We start from the raw sequence: 15,987 nt of genomic DNA on the forward strand, positions 1-15,987 counted from the left end.
CTCTCCATTTTATTTGCTTATTCTTTAAAAAATTTCAAGAAATTTTTTATAGTATTCCCAACTATTAATAATATCTGGTCTATGCTCTTTTATATGTTGCAATTCATAATCCAAAATATTTTTAATTTTTTTTCCTAAATCTTGATGCTCCTTTAAATAATTTAAAACATCTTCTTCTTTTACCATATTTTCAAGTCTTTCATTCGCTTTTTTCTCTAAAATAATCATAAATTTTTCAAAATATTCTCTAAGATCATTGATTAAAGCTTTATCATCTTTAATAATGGTCCAATTTTTATTTTCTATATTAATTGAAATTTTATCAAATAACTTGCTTTTTGTATTTACAAGTTCTTTTTTTATATCAATTAAATCATCTTTTATCTCATTATAATGCTTATCATTGTCTAAAAATACTTTATTTTCATCAGATACTATTATCAAAATATCATTATTGACAATAAGTCTATAGGGTAGTAAATAATACAATTCGTTCCAAAATTTCTGCGTAAATTTATATTCATCATTATCATTTGGTTCTTTAAAATTAAGCTCTTTAGCAAGAGTTTTTATAGTGGCAAATGCATTATCTTTTGAAATTGATTTCGTGTCTACATATAATATATTTTTGTTTTTAATCAAATTTATATTTGAAAAATAGCTAAAACTTAGCTCTTCGTTTACGATAAAATAGATAGATGATAAATCAGGTTTTTTAAGATTAGCATTATGTCCATTTTTATCTGTATATCTTATTCTATCTAAATTTTCAAATATATCTTCATTTATATAAAAATTTTTTAATTCATTTTTACCAAGTTCTTCAATCTTATAAGAACCATGATTAACCATTGTTTTTAATCTAGATATAGGATCTCTTGTCAAAATTACAACAGGCTTATTTTTATTTAAAATTTTACTTATATGCTTATATTTTGGCTGCATACTTTGATACCAAGCTATTTCTACATAATAATTTTTTTTATTAAAATTCTTATATTCTTTATAATAACTATAATTATTCTGATATAAGACAAAGTCATCTAATTCGCAATATTTTAAAAAACTTTTAAAAGCCCAATGCCCACTTACACCATAGCTAAATAATATAAATTTATAATCATCTTTTAAAGGTTTACAAAATTTTAATAAATAAGGAGTAAAAATATTGATATTAAATTTTTTCTCATATTTAGTGTATATTTTATTTTTTTTATATTTTATAAATTCAGCTATTCCTTGTTGTTTGATTATTTGTATGGATTTCGATTTTTTCATTGATTTTCCTTTATATATTTTTTTAAATATAGCAATTTTTCTTTAGTTACCATATCAGGCGATATTATATCTTTATATTCTTTGATACTAAAATCATCTATGGGAATTAATTCTATCTTATTGTTATCTAAGCTTCTCTTAAAATATGGAAAATGATAATTTAAAAATTCTGTTTGATAAATTTTTAACTTTTTTATATCCAAATACTCCATACAATACCTATCTTCATGCATACTTTCTGCCCATTTAAGATGATTATTTTTTATCAACCAATGATCATTACTCTTATTGTTTATTATAGCATTAAGATTTTTATACTTAACTATAAAAGCATCTTCATCATTTATGAGAAAATCCATTTTAGAATAAACCACTATATCATAATCTTTTTTAGGTATATAAAAACTTTTGTATAATCTTTTAGCATCATAAATATGATCAACATCTATTTTTATAAGCCATTCTCCTTGTGGAATAAAGCTTGCAACATAATTATAATAACTATAAAGTTTATTTTCTTCACTTTGTGGATTTTCAATTTGTACTTCATAAGGGTATTTTACTGGTATAAAAGAAGGATACTGTTTGCAAAATTCTAAGATTATCTCTTCGCTTCCATCATTGCAATCATTATATCCTATAATCCCTCTTTGTATAGCCGGAAGTATACTTTTTAACGAAGCTTTCAAAGTTAATGCTTCATTTTTTACTCTATATAAGCCCATGGATTTAAAGGTGATGTTGGATTTTTAGATTTTTCGTCAAAATCAAAAAATCCTTTGTGTTTAGATTTTATAATGTGATTTATTTTATAAAAATGTTCATTATCATATTTTTCTATATTATCTACTATATCTTTTGGAATATACGAATTTAAATTATCAAGTTTTATTTGCATAAATTGATTGAGTAATTTTTCTCTAATTATTGCCCTTATATTTTTATTTGGTATAAACAAGCATGCAATCTTCGCTAAATATTTTTTTAAATAATACGGATAATATATCATTGTCATAACCTTTTTTATTTATATTATAGTATAATTTTATCTTATAAATTATTATGATAGGTTTTTATTTATGAAATTTTTTATAATCAATTTAAAAATAGCCAAAGATAGAAAAGAATATATGCAGAATTTATGTTTAAAGCATAACTTAGATTATGAAATCATACAAGCTGTTGATGGAAAAGAGTTGGATAGTGATTTTGTAAAAAATATTAGTGATTTTTCTTTATCGGAAAAATATTTAGGTAGAACTTTAAGTCTTGGTGAGATAGGGTGTGCTTTATCCCATAAAAAATGTTTTGAAAGAATGTTTGAGTTAAATTTAAATGAGTGTTTGATATTGGAAGATGATGCTTATTTTGATGAAAAATTAAATTATATTTTAAGTTTAAAAGATAAATTTCCAAAAGATTTAGAATTATTCCTACTTGGTCATTATAGGCAAGTTTATTTAGACGATGGATTTCGTATAGAAAGCCCATTTTCTTTAAGATATGATTATAAAATAGATGATTTTTATCATGCAAAAAGATTAGTTGGTGGTGGCAATGGAACCCATGGATATTATATCAATAAAAATGGTGCCTTAAAAATGTATAAATACTTAGAAAAAATAATATTTCCATATGATCATTGTACTAGTAATGATAATATAATAAATGTATATGCTTTATATCCTGTTGTTATAACTACTGATGAGATATTTGGAGCCCAAACTTATGTGCAAGATGATAATAAAAGAAGATATAGAAAAAGAAGTAAAATTTCAAAATATATAAAAAAGATAAAAAATAAAATCATATTTTTTATACCTAGTTTAAAAAAATTGAGAAAATATGAATAATTTTGTATTATATAGCTTGTATTTTATTTATTCTGCATTTTTCTTAAATAAACATAGAAGAATTATAAAAGGTAAGATCTTACATCAAAAAGAACATGAGAATATAGCTAATTATTTGGAAAATGCTTATATAAAAAAATACTTTGAAAATAAATTAGATGACATACAGATAAAAAAAACACGGAATATAAATGGTAAAAAAATAATATGGCAATTTTGGTATCAAGGTATTGATAATGCACCTTGCATTATAAAAAAGTGTTTTAAATCTGTTCAAAAATATAAAGGTAATTATGAAGTTGTTTTACTTGATAAAGATAATATAAAAGATTATTTAATATTTCCTGATTTTATTTATCAAAAAATTGATGATAAAAAATTTGGAGAAAAAACGATAACTATTTTTTCTGATTTATTAAGAGTTTCTTTGCTCAATAATTATGGTGGAATTTGGCTAGACGCTGGTATGTTTTTAAGCGGAGAAATTCAAAAAGAAATTTTAGATCAAGATTTTTTTATTTTTCATAGATCTACAAAAAAACCGCAAGATTACAAAAATTGGATAAATTTTAATTATAATTTTTTTTCTTGGGATGAGAAATTTAAAGTTAATATTGTAAATGGTTTTATATTATCAAATAAAAATAATGAGATTATGAAGATAATGCAAGATATATTGATTAATTATTGGAAATATGAGAATAAATTAGTATATTATTTTATGTTTCAAATATTGTTTGACACCTTAAAGAAAAAGTATTTAAATTTAAATTTATACATAACAAATGATACAGATATTCATCTCTTGCAATATCATGCAAAAGATAAATATAGTGATAAATTATGGAATGATATAAAAAATAAAACAAGCATACATTCATTAAAAATTTTTAAAAAAATTAGAAAACATTCCATGATAGATAAAATATTATTTAAGGATACAATATGATCGATAATGAAATTACGATAGTAACAGCTTTTTATGATATAGGTAGAAAAGATATTAAAAATTTTGAAAGAGATAATGATAAATATTTATCTTATTTTGAATTTTTAGCAGGTATCAAAAATAAAATGATTATATACACCCAAGAAAATATAAAGGAAAAAATTTTAGATACAAGAAAAAAACATAATTTAGAAGACAAAACCATAATAATAACCAAAGAATTACAAGAATTTGATGAACAAGGTTATAAAAAAATAATAGATACTTTTAGAAACTATGATCAAAGTATAAATAGAAAAAATCCAAACAATATAGAATGTATTTCTCCTATGTATTGCTACCTTATGTATTTAAAACCTTTTTTTGTATGTGATGCTATACAAAGAGGTTTGACTGATGAGAATATAATGTGGCTTGATTTTGGTTTTAATCATGGAGGAAATTTTTTCGTAGATAAAGATCAATTTAACTTTTATCTACAAAAACAAAATAGTATAGATGAAAATAAAATTAATCTCTTTTCAATAAAAAATGATGATAAACAAACTTTAGCAAACATTTACTTTTCCATGGAAACATTTTTAATGGGTGGTATTATATTCGCAAAATCAAAAAATTGGCTCTTATTTAAACATCATATGCAAAAATGTATAAAATATTTTACCTCATTTGGAATAATTGATGACGATCAAATAATGCTTTTATGGTGTGCTAGAAATTATCGAAAAAATTATAACATTATAAAAGTTTATTTTTGGTTTGATTCTTTATATCATTTTATACCACAAAATATTGCAAAAAAATTAAAAATAAATACAAATCAAATTAAGTATTATAAAATAATCAAAGAAAAATTAAAAGAAGATTTTAATAATAAAAATATAAAAAATATATTTATAAATTTAATTAAATATTGCTATTTTAAATTTATAAATAAAAATCATAAAGTATTATAAAGCTAAATCTTATTTGCTCTCATACATAAACTCTTTTCCTCTCTCTCCAAAACTTCAAATAATTTCTGATGAAATTCATCAAATAAAAACTCTCTGGAGAGTCTTTTTATGATTTCATTACTTTTCTTTTTATCTTGATAATTTTGATTTAAAATTTCTTGATTTTTATTCTCATATCTTCCATTTGGATTAAATTCATAATGATAAATGCAAGTTTTAAAAACAGCTATTTTCTCACAAAACATAAAATAAATATAACAAAAAAGCACATCTTCGCCGTAACTCAAACGCTCATCGATTTTAACTTTTTCAAAAATTTTTAAGATCATATCTTTTCTAAAACACTTCGCCCAAACCGACCAGCAAAAATGCCTTTGTTTGCTTAAAAAATCTAAAAATTCCTTTTGATTAAAAACTTCATCTTGTTTAAAACGATAAAATTGTTTGGTTTTTACCCTATGTACAAAGGCATCAAAACAAAGCAAATCAAAACCTTTTTTCATCTCTTTAAATGCTATTTCACAAGCATCAGGTGTTAAAAAATCATCACTATCTAAAAACATTATAAAATCAGAACTAGAATGCAAAACCCCCAAATTTCTACTTGCAAAAGTGCCTAAATTTTCTTCATTTTGAAAGATTTTTATCCTTGGATCTTTTTTAGCAAATTCTAAAACCATATTTAAACTATTATCTTTACTTTTATCATCGATAATCAAAATTTCAATATCTTTTAAAGTCTGATTTATACAACTTTGCAAAACCCTTGAAATAAAATCGCAAGAATTAAAAAGCGGGATTATGATCGAAAGTTGTGGCATATTTTTCCTAAATTTTGTTAAAATAATAAAAACAATTCTATCAAAGTTTAGGAAATTTATGAAAATTTTTATACACCTTCCCACTTGGCTAGGCGATGCAGTGATGGCTTCACCTGCTTTATACGCTATAAAAGAACATTTTAAAAATACCCAATTTATCCTTTATGGCTCTTTGGTTTCCACAGCACTTTTTAGGGAATTTCCTAATTCTAAAATCATCATAGAAAATAAACAAACCCGCTACAAACAAGCCCTATCTTTACGCAAAGAACTTGGTAAAATCGATCTTAGCTTTGCTTTTAGATCTGCGTTTTCTTCTAAGATTATCTTGCATATTCTCAAAACAAAACAAAGATATTTTTTTGACAAAAACAAGCACAAAGAAGAACATCAAGTTTTAAAATACCTTTATTTTATAGAAAACTCACTTAGTATAAAAGCTCATTTTAAAGACTTAAAGCTTCCCTTTAAGCTAAAATTTCAAAACCCTCTTATCTTAAAAAATGGTAAAAAAATTCTAGGACTCAACCCTGGCGCAAGCTTTGGAAGTGCAAAAAGATGGGATGCGAGTTATTTTGCTAAAGTGGCTTTAAATTTCAGCCAAAGTCATGAAATTTTAATCTTTGGCGCAGGAAAAGCCGAACAAGAACTTTGTAATGAAATTTATCAAATTTTAAAAGAACAAAACATAAAAGTAAAAAATCTTTGCAATAAAACCACCATCAAAACCCTTTGTCAAAATATCGCTTTTTGCGATCTTTTCATCACAAATGACAGTGGTCCTATGCACATAAGTACGGTTTATAAGATAAAAACCGTGGCTATTTTTGGCCCTACGAAATTTACTCAAACTTCACCTTGGCAAAATCAAAACGCAAAATTAGTGCATTTAGATCTAGCTTGTATGCCTTGTATGCAAAAAACCTGTCCTTTAAAGCACCATAAATGCATGAAAGATCTAAAGCCTGAAAAGGTGATAGAAGAAATTAAAAAATTAAGCACTCCATAAAAAAATTTTAGTTAGAATAAAAAACTATTGTAAAATTTTATAAGGTTGTTTATGCTTTTTAGCTCTTTTACTTTTATTTTTGCCTTCTTGCCTTTAACTTTGGTAGGCTTTTACATATTAAAAGCTTTGCAATATTATACAAGTGCAAAAATATTTTTAATATTAGCTAGTTTATTTTTTTATGCCTATTTTAAAATTGATTATATTTTCATCTTAACCTTTTCAACCTTGGTAAATTTTTTTCTTGCAAACCTTATCTTAAGAAAAGAAAATAATAGGGCGGGATATACTTTACTTTATCTAGGTATTATCTTCAACCTTTGCTTACTAGCAATCTTTAAATATACAGATTTTTTTTTGGAAAATTTTAATCTTTTTTCCAAACTTGCTCATTTAGACTTTAATATTCCTTTACCACATATTTTACTACCTTTAGGAATTTCATTTTTCACTTTTCAACAAATTGCATTTTTAGTGGACTGTTATAAAAAAAGTAATATTGAGGATTTATTAGAAAATAAAAAAGTTGATTTTATAGATTATTGCTTATTTATCAGTTTTTTTCCGCAACTTATCGCAGGTCCTATAGTCCATCATAAAGAAATGATGCCGCAATTTCATTCTTTACTTAATAAAGAAAAAGCTTTAATCGATTGGAAATTAATAGCAAAGGGCTTGTTTATATTTTCTATAGGACTTTTTAAAAAAGTTTACATAGCTGATAGTTTTGCTTCTTGGGCAAATGCAGGATTTACAGTTGTGCAAAATGGAAATTTTTTAAATATTTTTGAGGCTTGGGCAACAAGCCTTTCGTATACTTTTCAACTCTATTTTGATTTCAGTGGATATTGTGATATGGCTATAGGATTAGCTCTTTTTTTCGGTATAGCTTTACCTGTAAATTTTAATTCTCCATATAAAGCTTTAAATATAGCTGATTTTTGGCGAAAATGGCATATTACTTTAGGAAGATTTTTAAAAGATTATTTATACATCCCTCTTGGAGGAAATCGCTTTGGAAAATTTATCAATCTACGAAATCTTTTTATCGTAGCTTTTTTAAGCGGAGTATGGCATGGAGCCGGATGGGGTTTTGTTATATGGGGAATTTTACACGCTATAGCTATGATAAGCCATAGAATTTATAGTTTTTGGGCTAAAGGCAAAACTTTTTTAAATTCGAAAATTTATAAAATTATATCTTGGTTTATCACTTTCAATTTTATCAATATAGCTTGGATTTTCTTTAGAAGCGAAAATTTACAAGGGGCTATAAACCTCTTAAAATCAATGTTTGGGGTAATTTGGGTGGAATTGCCGTTAAAATTCAAAGCAGGGCTTTTATTTAAAAAAATAGGCGGAAATGATACAATGGTAGGTTTTATTTTAGTCTCCTTTATACTATGTATTTGTTTTAAAAATAGCATTAATATGCTTCAAGATTTTAAGTCGAGCTTTAAAAATTCCCTTATTGTAATGTTTTTATTTTATATAGCTTTAATTACTCTTATTGCTACACCATATACCGAATTTATCTATTTTAATTTTTAAGGAAAAATATTGTTTGCTTCTAATAAAAAATTCATTCTTTTTTCTTTATTATGTCCTTTGCCTCTCGTAATAATTCTTTTTACATTGCTTTATATTCGCGATCCTTTTTGGTTCTTTCATCCACCATATTTTAGAAAAGAAACTTACATGAAAGATATGAGAATGCAAGCTAGAGGACTCATTCTGTACAAAGATTTTGATTCTGCCATAATAGGCACTTCTATGCTTGAAAATACCTCTGCTAAAGAAGCAAACAAAAAACTAGGAGGTAATTGGATAAATCTATCTTTAGGTGGAAGCACATTTGCATTAAGAGCGGTAATTTTAGATTATTTATTTAAACATAAAGATATTAAAAACATTATTTATTCTTTAGACATCAGAGCTTTAAATGAACTTGAAACCCCCAAAGACAAAAACTTTATTTCACTCTACAATGATAAAACTATTGATTTATTTAAATTATATCTCTCAAGTCGTTTTATTAATTGTGCTATATTTTTTTCAAAAAAAGAAAAATGTATAGGAAAAGATAATTTAGATACTTTAACAAATTGGTTTTTAGAAAATAAAAACCACTTTGGAGGTATTGAATACTGGAGTAAAGAATGGTGGCATGATAAAAATTTTCAAAATGAAATTTTACAAGCTCAAAATTTTCAACCAAATTTTGATATAGATATTTCACATTTTAAAAATTATACAAAAAAATATCTCTTAAGTTTTATTAAAAAATATCAAAAAACGCAGTTTTATCTTATTATACCAAGTTATTCAAGATTAAACTATAGAAAACTCAGTTATGGGGAATATTATAATAAAGATAGTGTTCTATTTTCAAACTATTATGCTATTTTAAGTTGGATTATACAAGAAACTCAAAAATATCCTAATGTAAAAATATATGGATTTGATGATTTGGACTACGCTGACAACATAAAAAATTATAAAGATCCTGCACACTACAATACTGATATGAACTCTATGCAACTTAATGCCATAAGAGATAATACGCATATTTTAAATACCCAAAATATAGTTAAATATCTTAATACAATGGAAAGGAAAATTAAAGAATTTGACTTAACACCATTTGTAGAGTATATAAAAAATCAAAATTTTTGAAAATTAAAAACCTTCATCTATAATCTGGCAAAGTGTGTGTATGATTAAAATGTGCATTTCTTGAATTCTAGCTGTATCATCGCTTGGTACAACAAGATTATGGTCACAAAGCTTATTCATCATTCCACCACCCTTTCCACTAAGCCCTAAACAAAGCATATTAAGTTCTTTTGCTTTTTTAAAAGCTTCTAAAACATTAGGGCTTTTTCCGCTCGTTGAAATACCGATTAAAACATCATTTTCATTTCCTAAAGCTTCCACTTGTCTTGAAAAAACAAACTCAAAACCATAGTCATTTCCTATAGCACTAAGTGCTGAAGTATCGGTTGTAAGCGCTATACCTGCCAAAGCCTTGCGTTCTTTTTTATAACGCCCACTAAGTTCAGCTGCAAAATGCTGTGCATCAGCCGCACTTCCACCGTTTCCACAAATCAAAATCTTGCCACCTTTTTTAAGACACTCGCACAAAAGCTCTCCTGCTTTAGCGATTTGTCCTTTTAAAATTTCACTTTCTTGAGCGATTTTTTGATGCTCTTGCCATTCTTTTTCCACTAAATTTATCATTTTTTATCCTTAATCTTTTCTATGATCTTACTCGTACTAAATCCTTCTTCAAAGTCGATTAATTCAACCTTTGAAACGATATCTGCACCCACAACAAGCTTATCTTTATAATCAGCTCCTTTAATCAAAATATCGGGTTTTAAAAAGCTTATAAGTTCTAAAGGTGTGTCTTCATCAAAAATCACTACAAAATCTACAAAATAAAAAGCTGCCAACATACAAGCTCTTTGAAACTCTGAATTTACAGGACGACTCTCGCCTTTGAGTCTTTTCACACTCGCATCTGAGTTTAAGCCCACAATCAAAACATCGCCCAATCTTTTAGCTTTCTCAAGGTATTTTATATGTCCAAAATGCACGATATCAAAACAACCATTTGTAAAAACGATCTTTTTATCATTTTGTTTTAAAAGCGTTAAAAGTTCTTCTTTGCTTTTAATTTTTTTCTCAAAATCCACACGATTAAAACTCTTAATCTCATCAAAACTCACACTCATGCTACCTATTTTACTCACTACAACAGCTGCGGCTTCATTGGCAAGTTCGCAAGCTTTAAAAATTTCAATCCCACTTGCCAAACAAAAAGCCAAAACTGCGATCACACTATCGCCCGCCCCTGTTACATCATAAACTTCTAAAGCTTTAGCAGGTGCAATTTTTAAACCCTCATCAAAAAGTGCGATCCCCGCTTCTGAAAGAGTGATGATAGAATAACGCAAAGCAAAATCTTCTTTTAATTTTTTAATCCCTTTTTCTAAATTTTCACCCTCTAAATTTTCAAATTTCAAAGCCTCTAAAGCTTCTTTTTTATTAGGCGTGAGTAAGGTTGCACCGCTATATTTACTAAAATCACTGCCTTTAGGATCAACTAAAACAGGAATATTTAAAGCCTTAGCTTTTTTTATCACAGCCTTACAAACTTTAGGGGTTAAAACACCTTTGGCATAATCGCTTAAAACCACAGCCTTAAAGTCTTTAATCTTTTCATCAAACAAAGCAATAAGTTCATTTTCAAGCAAAATTGCACTTATGTCTTCTTCATCTAGTCTTAAAACCTGCTGATTGTGTGCCATAATGCGATTTTTAAAAGGGGTTTTGCGTCCTTTTTGGATCAAAAATTCTCCTTTTAAATTTTCTTGTAAAAATTTCCCACTCTTATCATCACCCACAACACCGAGCGCAAAAACATCAGCTCCCAAGCTTTTTAAATTTGCATAAACATTCGCAGCCCCGCCTAATCTTTTATCTTCTTTAAGGGTTTTAGCTACCAAAACAGGGGCTTCAGGACTGATACGCGAACAATCACACCAAGTGTAATTATCCACCATAAAATCCCCTATAATTAAAATTTTAGGTTTTTGCTGACTTAAAAACTCAAGCATTTACTTCCTTTTCAAAAAGTCTTTTTATCTCGCCTAAATAATCTTTTATACCCTCTTCTAAAGTGAATTTTGGCCGATAATCCCAAGTTTGATCTAGTTTTGCCTCGGTATGAAATTGATAAGATTTTACATAAGGATTTGGGATATATTCGCAAGGCAAATCAGTCTTTAACTCTTTTTGCAAAATATCAACTATATCTTGAAAAGTTCTTGCTTTACCACTGCCTACATTATAAACCCCGCATTTTGAATCAAGGGCGATTAAATTGGCACTAATAACATCTTTAATATAAGTAAAATCTCTATAAATTTGATCACTTCCTTCAAACAAGCATGGATTTTTTCCTGCTAAAATTTGATGGCCAAATTGCAAAACCATAGAAGCGGTTTTGTTTTTATAAAATTCGCCTTTTCCATAAACATTAAAATATCTAAGTCCTACCAAATGGGCTTTATCGTAGTATTTTTTCGCTAGTTTATCCATCATCAATTTTGAAAAAGCATAAGGATTTTTTGGTTTTTCATCTTTACCTACGGTTTGCGGACTTTTTGCATCGCCATAAACTGAAGCTGAACTTGCATAAATAAGCTTTGCATTAAGATCTATGCTAAGTTCTATAAAATCTTTAAAAGTATTTAAATTGGTTTGTAAAACCTTAGTTTGATCAAAAACCGTAGTGTCTGAAATTGCTGCTTGATGAAAAATAATTTCAGGTCTAAAATCCTTAATCTTTTTTAAAACTTTTTCATCATTAATATCGCCTGCAAAAAGTTCTCCGTCAAATTCAAGCAAATTTTTAAAATGCCCAAAACTTTGCAAATTTCCATTTTCAAAAGTCGCACTACTACGCATTTTATCGATGATTAAAATTTCATGTTTTTCTTGCAAATTTAAAGCTAGTTGCGAACCTATAAATCCTGCGCCACCTGTGATTGCTATTTTCATTTAAATGTCCTTTTCTTTAAAAAAGCTCAAAATTTCTTTTAAATTTTTAAATTGTCTAAAAAAATCGCCTTCTTTTTTTTCTTCATTTACTAAAATCAAAGTGCCAATATTAGCATTTAACCCTGCTTGCATATCGCTTAGATTATCTCCGATAAAGATAGAATTTTTCATATCCAAATCAAACTCATCTTTTGCTTTTAAAAGCATACCTGCTTTAGGTTTGCGACACTCACAACCTTCTAAATGCGGACAATGATAAATTTTATCAATTTTTACATCTTGCTTGGCAAATTCTTTAAGCATATAATCACAAAGCTTTAAAAAATCACTTTCCTTGTAATATCTTCTTGCAATACCTGATTGATTTGTCGCTACAAAAAGCAAATAATTTCTAGCTAAAAAATATCTACAAAGTTCAAAAATTCCATCACAAAATTCGAAATCTTCTATTTTATAGACATATTTTTTATCTATATTAATCACACCGTCTCTATCTAAAAATAATGCTTTTGTTTTCATAAAAACATTATAATATAGCTTTTTTAAAAAGAAAATAAACATTATCTTTAATTTCTTAAGATTTTTATTAAAAATAAAGATATATAATACCTAGCAATCTAATTTTTACTAAGGAGAAAACAAATGAAAAAATTATTAGTAGTTTCTGCTTTGGCATGTCTTGGTGTTTCTGCTTTTGCTGCAGATGGTGCTACACTTTTTAAAAAATGTGCAGTATGTCATGGTGCAAATGCTGACAAAGTTTACTTAAACAAAGTTCCAGCTTTAAAAACTCTTTCTTCTGCTGAAAGACTTCAATACATGAAAGAATATTCAGAAGGCAAAAGAAATGCTTATGGTCAAGGTGCGATCATGAAACTTAACCTTAAAGGTTTAACTGAAGAAGATTTTAAAGCTATCGAAGCTCATATTGAAACTTTAAAATAATTTCTAAAAAAGGCTTTTCTTTTTAAGAAAGCCTTTTTTTATTCAAAGCTTCTTTTTTACGCCTTTCTAATTCTATAGCATCACGTAAAGAATCCTCATCATCATTTAAAGTAGTAAATTTATAATCATCATCAAATTGTTTATTCTTAATCCCCCAAAGCAAAGTTGCCAAAATGATAAAAAACGCTAAGATAGAAACTCCTATCATCATCATGATTATACTATTCATTCTTTGATCCTTAAAGCATTTAAAACGACTATTATACTACTAAAAGACATAGAAATAGCAGCAAATAAAGGATTAATCATACCTAAAAAAGCCAAAGGTATGGTACAAGCATTATAGAACAAAGAAAAAGCAAGGTTTTGCTTGATAATTTTAAAGGTGTTTTTAGATAATTTGATGGCTTTTTTTAAAGAAAGCAAGTCATTTTTCAAAAGCAAAACATCGCTACTTTCTATAGCTAGATCACTTCCTTCTCTTAAAGTCATCGAAACACTTGCATATTTTAAAGCTAGAGCGTCATTTACCCCATCACCTACAAATAAAACTTTGTAATTTTTGCTTAAATTTTCTATAGCTTTCATCTTATCCTCGGGTAGACAAGAAGCTTGATAATTTTGAATTTCTAACTTTCTAGCGATTTTTTCCACTGCTTTTTGATGATCGCCACTAAGTATCATTAATTCTTTCTTTTCTTTTTTAAGATAAGCGATAAGCTCTTTTGCACCTTCTCTTAAAACACTATCAAACTCAAAAAAAGCTAAAATTTTACCTTCCTTAGCAAAAATAAAATGAGTATTATCAAATTCCTTAGTTGCAATACTCTTTTCTTGCAAAAATTTAGAACTTCCGCCTAAAAGCAACTCTTCATTTAACTCAGCACTTAAACCTTTAGCTTGAATACTTGAATGCTTTTTAAAATTCAAATTTAAATCCTTAGCTCCTTTTTGCTTTAAATACGACGCAATATTTTGAGATATAGGATGTTTAGAAAGTTTTACAAAATTATAAAGCTCATTTAAATCAAGCACTTTATCTAAAAAAACCTCTTTAAGTTCAAGCTCTATTTTAGTTAAAATACCTGTTTTATCAAACACCACACAATCACATTTGCTTAAATCTTCTATCACACTAGAACTTTTAAATAAAATATGCTTTTTTAAAGCCCTACCTAAGGCCACAAGATTGCTCACGGGCGTTGCTAAAGCCAAAGCACAAGGACAAGCGATAATCAAAACTGCAATCGCATTGACTAAAGAAATTTCAAAACTCTCTTCTTTGTAAAAAAACCAAAAAGCAAAACAAATAAAAGCGATCAATAAAACCGTTCTAGAAAAATAAGCCGAAAGACTATTAACCAAACTTTCAAGTTTTGCTTTTTTAGAACTTGCAAGTTCTAAAAGCTGAATAATTTGACTGAGTTTTGAATCCTTATAAAGCTTTGTTGCTTCATACTCCACACTTCCATCAAGCACCATACAAGCTGAAAAAATTTCATCTTCTTTTTGTATGAGTTTTGGAATACTTTCTCCATTTAAAGAAGAAGTATCCACACTCATTTCACCACTTTTACAAATCCCATCGATTAAAATTTTATCTCCAGTTTTAAGCAAAATTCTATCCCCTAAACAAACCTTTTGAACTTTTTTAGGAGCAAATTCTTTACCATTGAAAACTAAAACTTCATTTTGTAAAAAATCATTAAGCCCATCTATGGTATCTAAAGCACGCTTTTTGCTAAACATCTCAAGATATTTTCCTATAAACACAAAGCAAATTATCATCGCCACAGAATCAAAATACACTTCCCCCACCCTAAAAAACATAGCCCATAAAGAATAAACATAAGCCAAACTCGCTCCGCTAATCACCAATACATCCATATTTAAACTATGCATTTTTAAAGTTTTAAAAGCACTTTTATAAAAATGAGAGCCCGTATAAAAAAGCACAGGAGAACAAAGGATAAATTCAGCAAAATTTAAAATATCCTTAGTATCCTTATCCATACCGCTAAAAAGTCCTGCGTATTTTGCCACTGCTATCCACATGATATTCATCACACAAGCTATAGCTACGACAAGCTTAGAATAAAATTCCCTTTTTAATAAATCCGCTTTTTTTGAAGCCTTGCTCGCATCATAAGCACTCGCTTTATAGCCTATACTTTCAATAAGTCTTAAAATTTGCACCAAAGAAATGCTTTGTTCATCAAAAACAATGCGTGCTTTATGGCTTAAATGATTGATATCAAGTTCTAAAATTCCTTCTTGCTTGGTTAAAATTTTCTCATTAAGCCACACACAAGCTGCACATTCTATACCGTGTATCATGAGATAAATTTCACTAAATCCTTCTTTGGTTTTAGTGATAAACTCATCATAATTTTTCATTTCATTTTGAAAATTTACAGGGCTTAGGGTTTGATTTCCAAGCTTTTCATAAAACTCATCTAGTCCACTTTCATGTAAAATTTCCCAAACGCTCTCACAACCCTTACAACAAAAAAATTTACCCTTATACTCTATCATTTGAGCTTGTTTATAATCAAGTTTGCAATGTTCACATTTCATAATCATTCTTTAAAAAAATATTTTTTATAAT

The 15,987-nt window shown here is 27.2% G+C and carries 15 protein-coding genes and 1 pseudogene; 7 read left to right on the plus strand and 9 right to left on the minus strand.

The window, feature by feature from the left end; genetic code table 11:
• Positions 1–24: 24 nt before the first annotated feature.
• Complete coding sequence (locus SR63_RS05470; protein WP_147498395.1) at positions 25–1,278, minus strand: DUF2972 domain-containing protein; 1,254 nt, start codon at positions 1,276–1,278, stop codon at positions 25–27.
• Positions 1,275–2,287: pseudogene (locus SR63_RS05475) on the minus strand (hypothetical protein). Before SR63_RS05475 ends, SR63_RS05470 begins: the two are co-directional and overlap by 4 nt.
• Positions 2,288–2,357: 70 nt before the next feature.
• Between SR63_RS05475 and SR63_RS05480 the strand changes: the two are divergent.
• The 3 genes from SR63_RS05480 to wlaTC are packed head-to-tail and all read left to right on the plus strand — an operon-like array spanning position 2,358 to position 5,036.
• Entirely contained in the window at positions 2,358–3,131 is a 774-nt protein-coding gene (locus SR63_RS05480; protein WP_002866160.1) for a glycosyltransferase family 25 protein, read from the plus strand.
• Positions 3,124–4,080: a class E lipooligosaccharide biosynthesis protein WlaTB gene (wlaTB, locus tag SR63_RS05485; RefSeq protein WP_002869613.1), complete on the plus strand. Its 957-nt coding sequence runs from the start codon at positions 3,124–3,126 to the stop codon at positions 4,078–4,080. The genes SR63_RS05480 and wlaTB overlap by 8 nt, the downstream gene beginning before the upstream one ends.
• The gene (gene wlaTC / locus SR63_RS05490; protein WP_012006735.1) at positions 4,077–5,036 is read left to right on the plus strand and encodes a class E lipooligosaccharide biosynthesis protein WlaTC; all 960 of its coding nucleotides are present in this window, start codon (positions 4,077–4,079) and stop codon (positions 5,034–5,036) included. Before wlaTB ends, wlaTC begins: the two co-directional genes overlap by 4 nt.
• Positions 5,037–5,038: 2 nt before the next feature.
• Here the strand turns inward: wlaTC and SR63_RS05495 are convergent, their stop codons facing one another.
• Positions 5,039–5,857, minus strand: a complete 819-nt coding sequence (locus SR63_RS05495; RefSeq protein ID WP_002866163.1) for a glycosyltransferase family 2 protein — start codon at positions 5,855–5,857, stop codon at positions 5,039–5,041.
• A 58-nt stretch (positions 5,858–5,915) separates the two neighbouring features.
• Between SR63_RS05495 and waaF the strand changes: the two genes are divergently transcribed.
• The 3 genes from waaF (at position 5,916) to SR63_RS05510 (ending at position 9,542) form a co-directional block, all read left to right on the plus strand.
• Complete coding sequence (gene waaF / locus SR63_RS05500) at positions 5,916–6,866, plus strand: lipopolysaccharide heptosyltransferase II (protein ID WP_002866164.1); 951 nt, start codon at positions 5,916–5,918, stop codon at positions 6,864–6,866.
• Positions 6,867–6,917: 51 nt separating this feature from the next.
• Positions 6,918–8,417, plus strand: coding sequence for an MBOAT family O-acyltransferase (locus SR63_RS05505; RefSeq protein WP_002877116.1), 1,500 nt, complete (start codon positions 6,918–6,920; stop codon positions 8,415–8,417).
• A gap of 147 nt (positions 8,418–8,564) precedes the next feature.
• Positions 8,565–9,542 (plus strand): hypothetical protein, encoded by a 978-nt coding sequence (locus tag SR63_RS05510; RefSeq protein WP_002866168.1) that lies wholly within the window; start codon positions 8,565–8,567, stop codon positions 9,540–9,542.
• 3 nt (positions 9,543–9,545) lie between these two features.
• Here SR63_RS05510 and gmhA read toward each other — a convergent pair whose 3' ends face one another.
• From gmhA to gmhB, 4 genes are read right to left on the minus strand one after another with little or no spacing between them, the layout of a single operon-like run.
• Complete coding sequence (gene gmhA, locus SR63_RS05515) at positions 9,546–10,106, minus strand: D-sedoheptulose 7-phosphate isomerase (protein WP_002877119.1); 561 nt, start codon at positions 10,104–10,106, stop codon at positions 9,546–9,548.
• The gene (rfaE1, locus tag SR63_RS05520; RefSeq protein WP_002877121.1) at positions 10,103–11,488 is read right to left on the minus strand and encodes a D-glycero-beta-D-manno-heptose-7-phosphate kinase; all 1,386 of its coding nucleotides are present in this window, start codon (positions 11,486–11,488) and stop codon (positions 10,103–10,105) included. The genes gmhA and rfaE1 overlap by 4 nt, the downstream gene beginning before the upstream one ends.
• Positions 11,481–12,434 carry an ADP-glyceromanno-heptose 6-epimerase gene (gene rfaD, locus SR63_RS05525; protein ID WP_002877123.1) on the minus strand — a complete coding sequence of 318 codons (954 nt, stop codon included), beginning with the start codon at positions 12,432–12,434 and terminating at the stop codon, positions 11,481–11,483. The genes rfaE1 and rfaD overlap by 8 nt, the downstream gene beginning before the upstream one ends.
• Complete coding sequence (gmhB, locus tag SR63_RS05530; RefSeq protein ID WP_002877124.1) at positions 12,435–12,995, minus strand: D-glycero-alpha-D-manno-heptose-1,7-bisphosphate 7-phosphatase; 561 nt, start codon at positions 12,993–12,995, stop codon at positions 12,435–12,437.
• Between the two features lie 81 nt (positions 12,996–13,076).
• Between gmhB and SR63_RS05535 the strand changes: the two genes are divergently transcribed.
• Positions 13,077–13,379 carry a c-type cytochrome gene (locus tag SR63_RS05535; protein ID WP_002852762.1) on the plus strand — a complete coding sequence of 101 codons (303 nt, stop codon included), beginning with the start codon at positions 13,077–13,079 and terminating at the stop codon, positions 13,377–13,379.
• Between the two features lie 22 nt (positions 13,380–13,401).
• Here SR63_RS05535 and ccoS read toward each other — a convergent pair whose 3' ends face one another.
• Positions 13,402–13,608, minus strand: coding sequence for a cbb3-type cytochrome oxidase assembly protein CcoS (gene ccoS, locus SR63_RS05540; protein ID WP_002877126.1), 207 nt, complete (start codon positions 13,606–13,608; stop codon positions 13,402–13,404).
• Entirely contained in the window at positions 13,605–15,962 is a 2,358-nt protein-coding gene (locus SR63_RS05545; RefSeq protein ID WP_072238644.1) for a heavy metal translocating P-type ATPase, read from the minus strand. The genes ccoS and SR63_RS05545 overlap by 4 nt, the downstream gene beginning before the upstream one ends.
• Positions 15,963–15,987 lie beyond the last annotated feature (25 nt).

Source organism: Campylobacter sp. 2014D-0259 (genome assembly GCF_008000505.1).
GTDB lineage: Bacteria > Campylobacterota > Campylobacteria > Campylobacterales > Campylobacteraceae > Campylobacter_D > Campylobacter_D jejuni.

Bases quoted from the DNA above. Each gene is read 5' to 3' on its own strand.
- SR63_RS05470 (WP_147498395.1), bottom strand. From the start codon at position 1,278: ATGAAAAAATCGAAATCCATACAAATAATCAAACAACAAGGAATAGCT.
- SR63_RS05480 (WP_002866160.1), top strand. From the start codon at position 2,358: ATGAAATTTTTTATAATCAATTTAAAAATAGCCAAAGATAGAAAAGAA.
- wlaTB (WP_002869613.1), top strand. From the start codon at position 3,124: ATGAATAATTTTGTATTATATAGCTTGTATTTTATTTATTCTGCATTT.
- wlaTC (WP_012006735.1), top strand. From the start codon at position 4,077: ATGATCGATAATGAAATTACGATAGTAACAGCTTTTTATGATATAGGT.
- SR63_RS05495 (WP_002866163.1), bottom strand. From the start codon at position 5,857: ATGCCACAACTTTCGATCATAATCCCGCTTTTTAATTCTTGCGATTTT.
- waaF (WP_002866164.1), top strand. From the start codon at position 5,916: ATGAAAATTTTTATACACCTTCCCACTTGGCTAGGCGATGCAGTGATG.
- SR63_RS05505 (WP_002877116.1), top strand. From the start codon at position 6,918: ATGCTTTTTAGCTCTTTTACTTTTATTTTTGCCTTCTTGCCTTTAACT.
- SR63_RS05510 (WP_002866168.1), top strand. From the start codon at position 8,565: ATGAAAGATATGAGAATGCAAGCTAGAGGACTCATTCTGTACAAAGAT.
- gmhA (WP_002877119.1), bottom strand. From the start codon at position 10,106: ATGATAAATTTAGTGGAAAAAGAATGGCAAGAGCATCAAAAAATCGCT.
- rfaE1 (WP_002877121.1), bottom strand. From the start codon at position 11,488: ATGCTTGAGTTTTTAAGTCAGCAAAAACCTAAAATTTTAATTATAGGG.
- rfaD (WP_002877123.1), bottom strand. From the start codon at position 12,434: ATGAAAATAGCAATCACAGGTGGCGCAGGATTTATAGGTTCGCAACTA.
- gmhB (WP_002877124.1), bottom strand. From the start codon at position 12,995: ATGTTTATTTTCTTTTTAAAAAAGCTATATTATAATGTTTTTATGAAA.
- SR63_RS05535 (WP_002852762.1), top strand. From the start codon at position 13,077: ATGAAAAAATTATTAGTAGTTTCTGCTTTGGCATGTCTTGGTGTTTCT.
- ccoS (WP_002877126.1), bottom strand. From the start codon at position 13,608: ATGAATAGTATAATCATGATGATGATAGGAGTTTCTATCTTAGCGTTT.
- SR63_RS05545 (WP_072238644.1), bottom strand. From the start codon at position 15,962: ATGATTATGAAATGTGAACATTGCAAACTTGATTATAAACAAGCTCAA.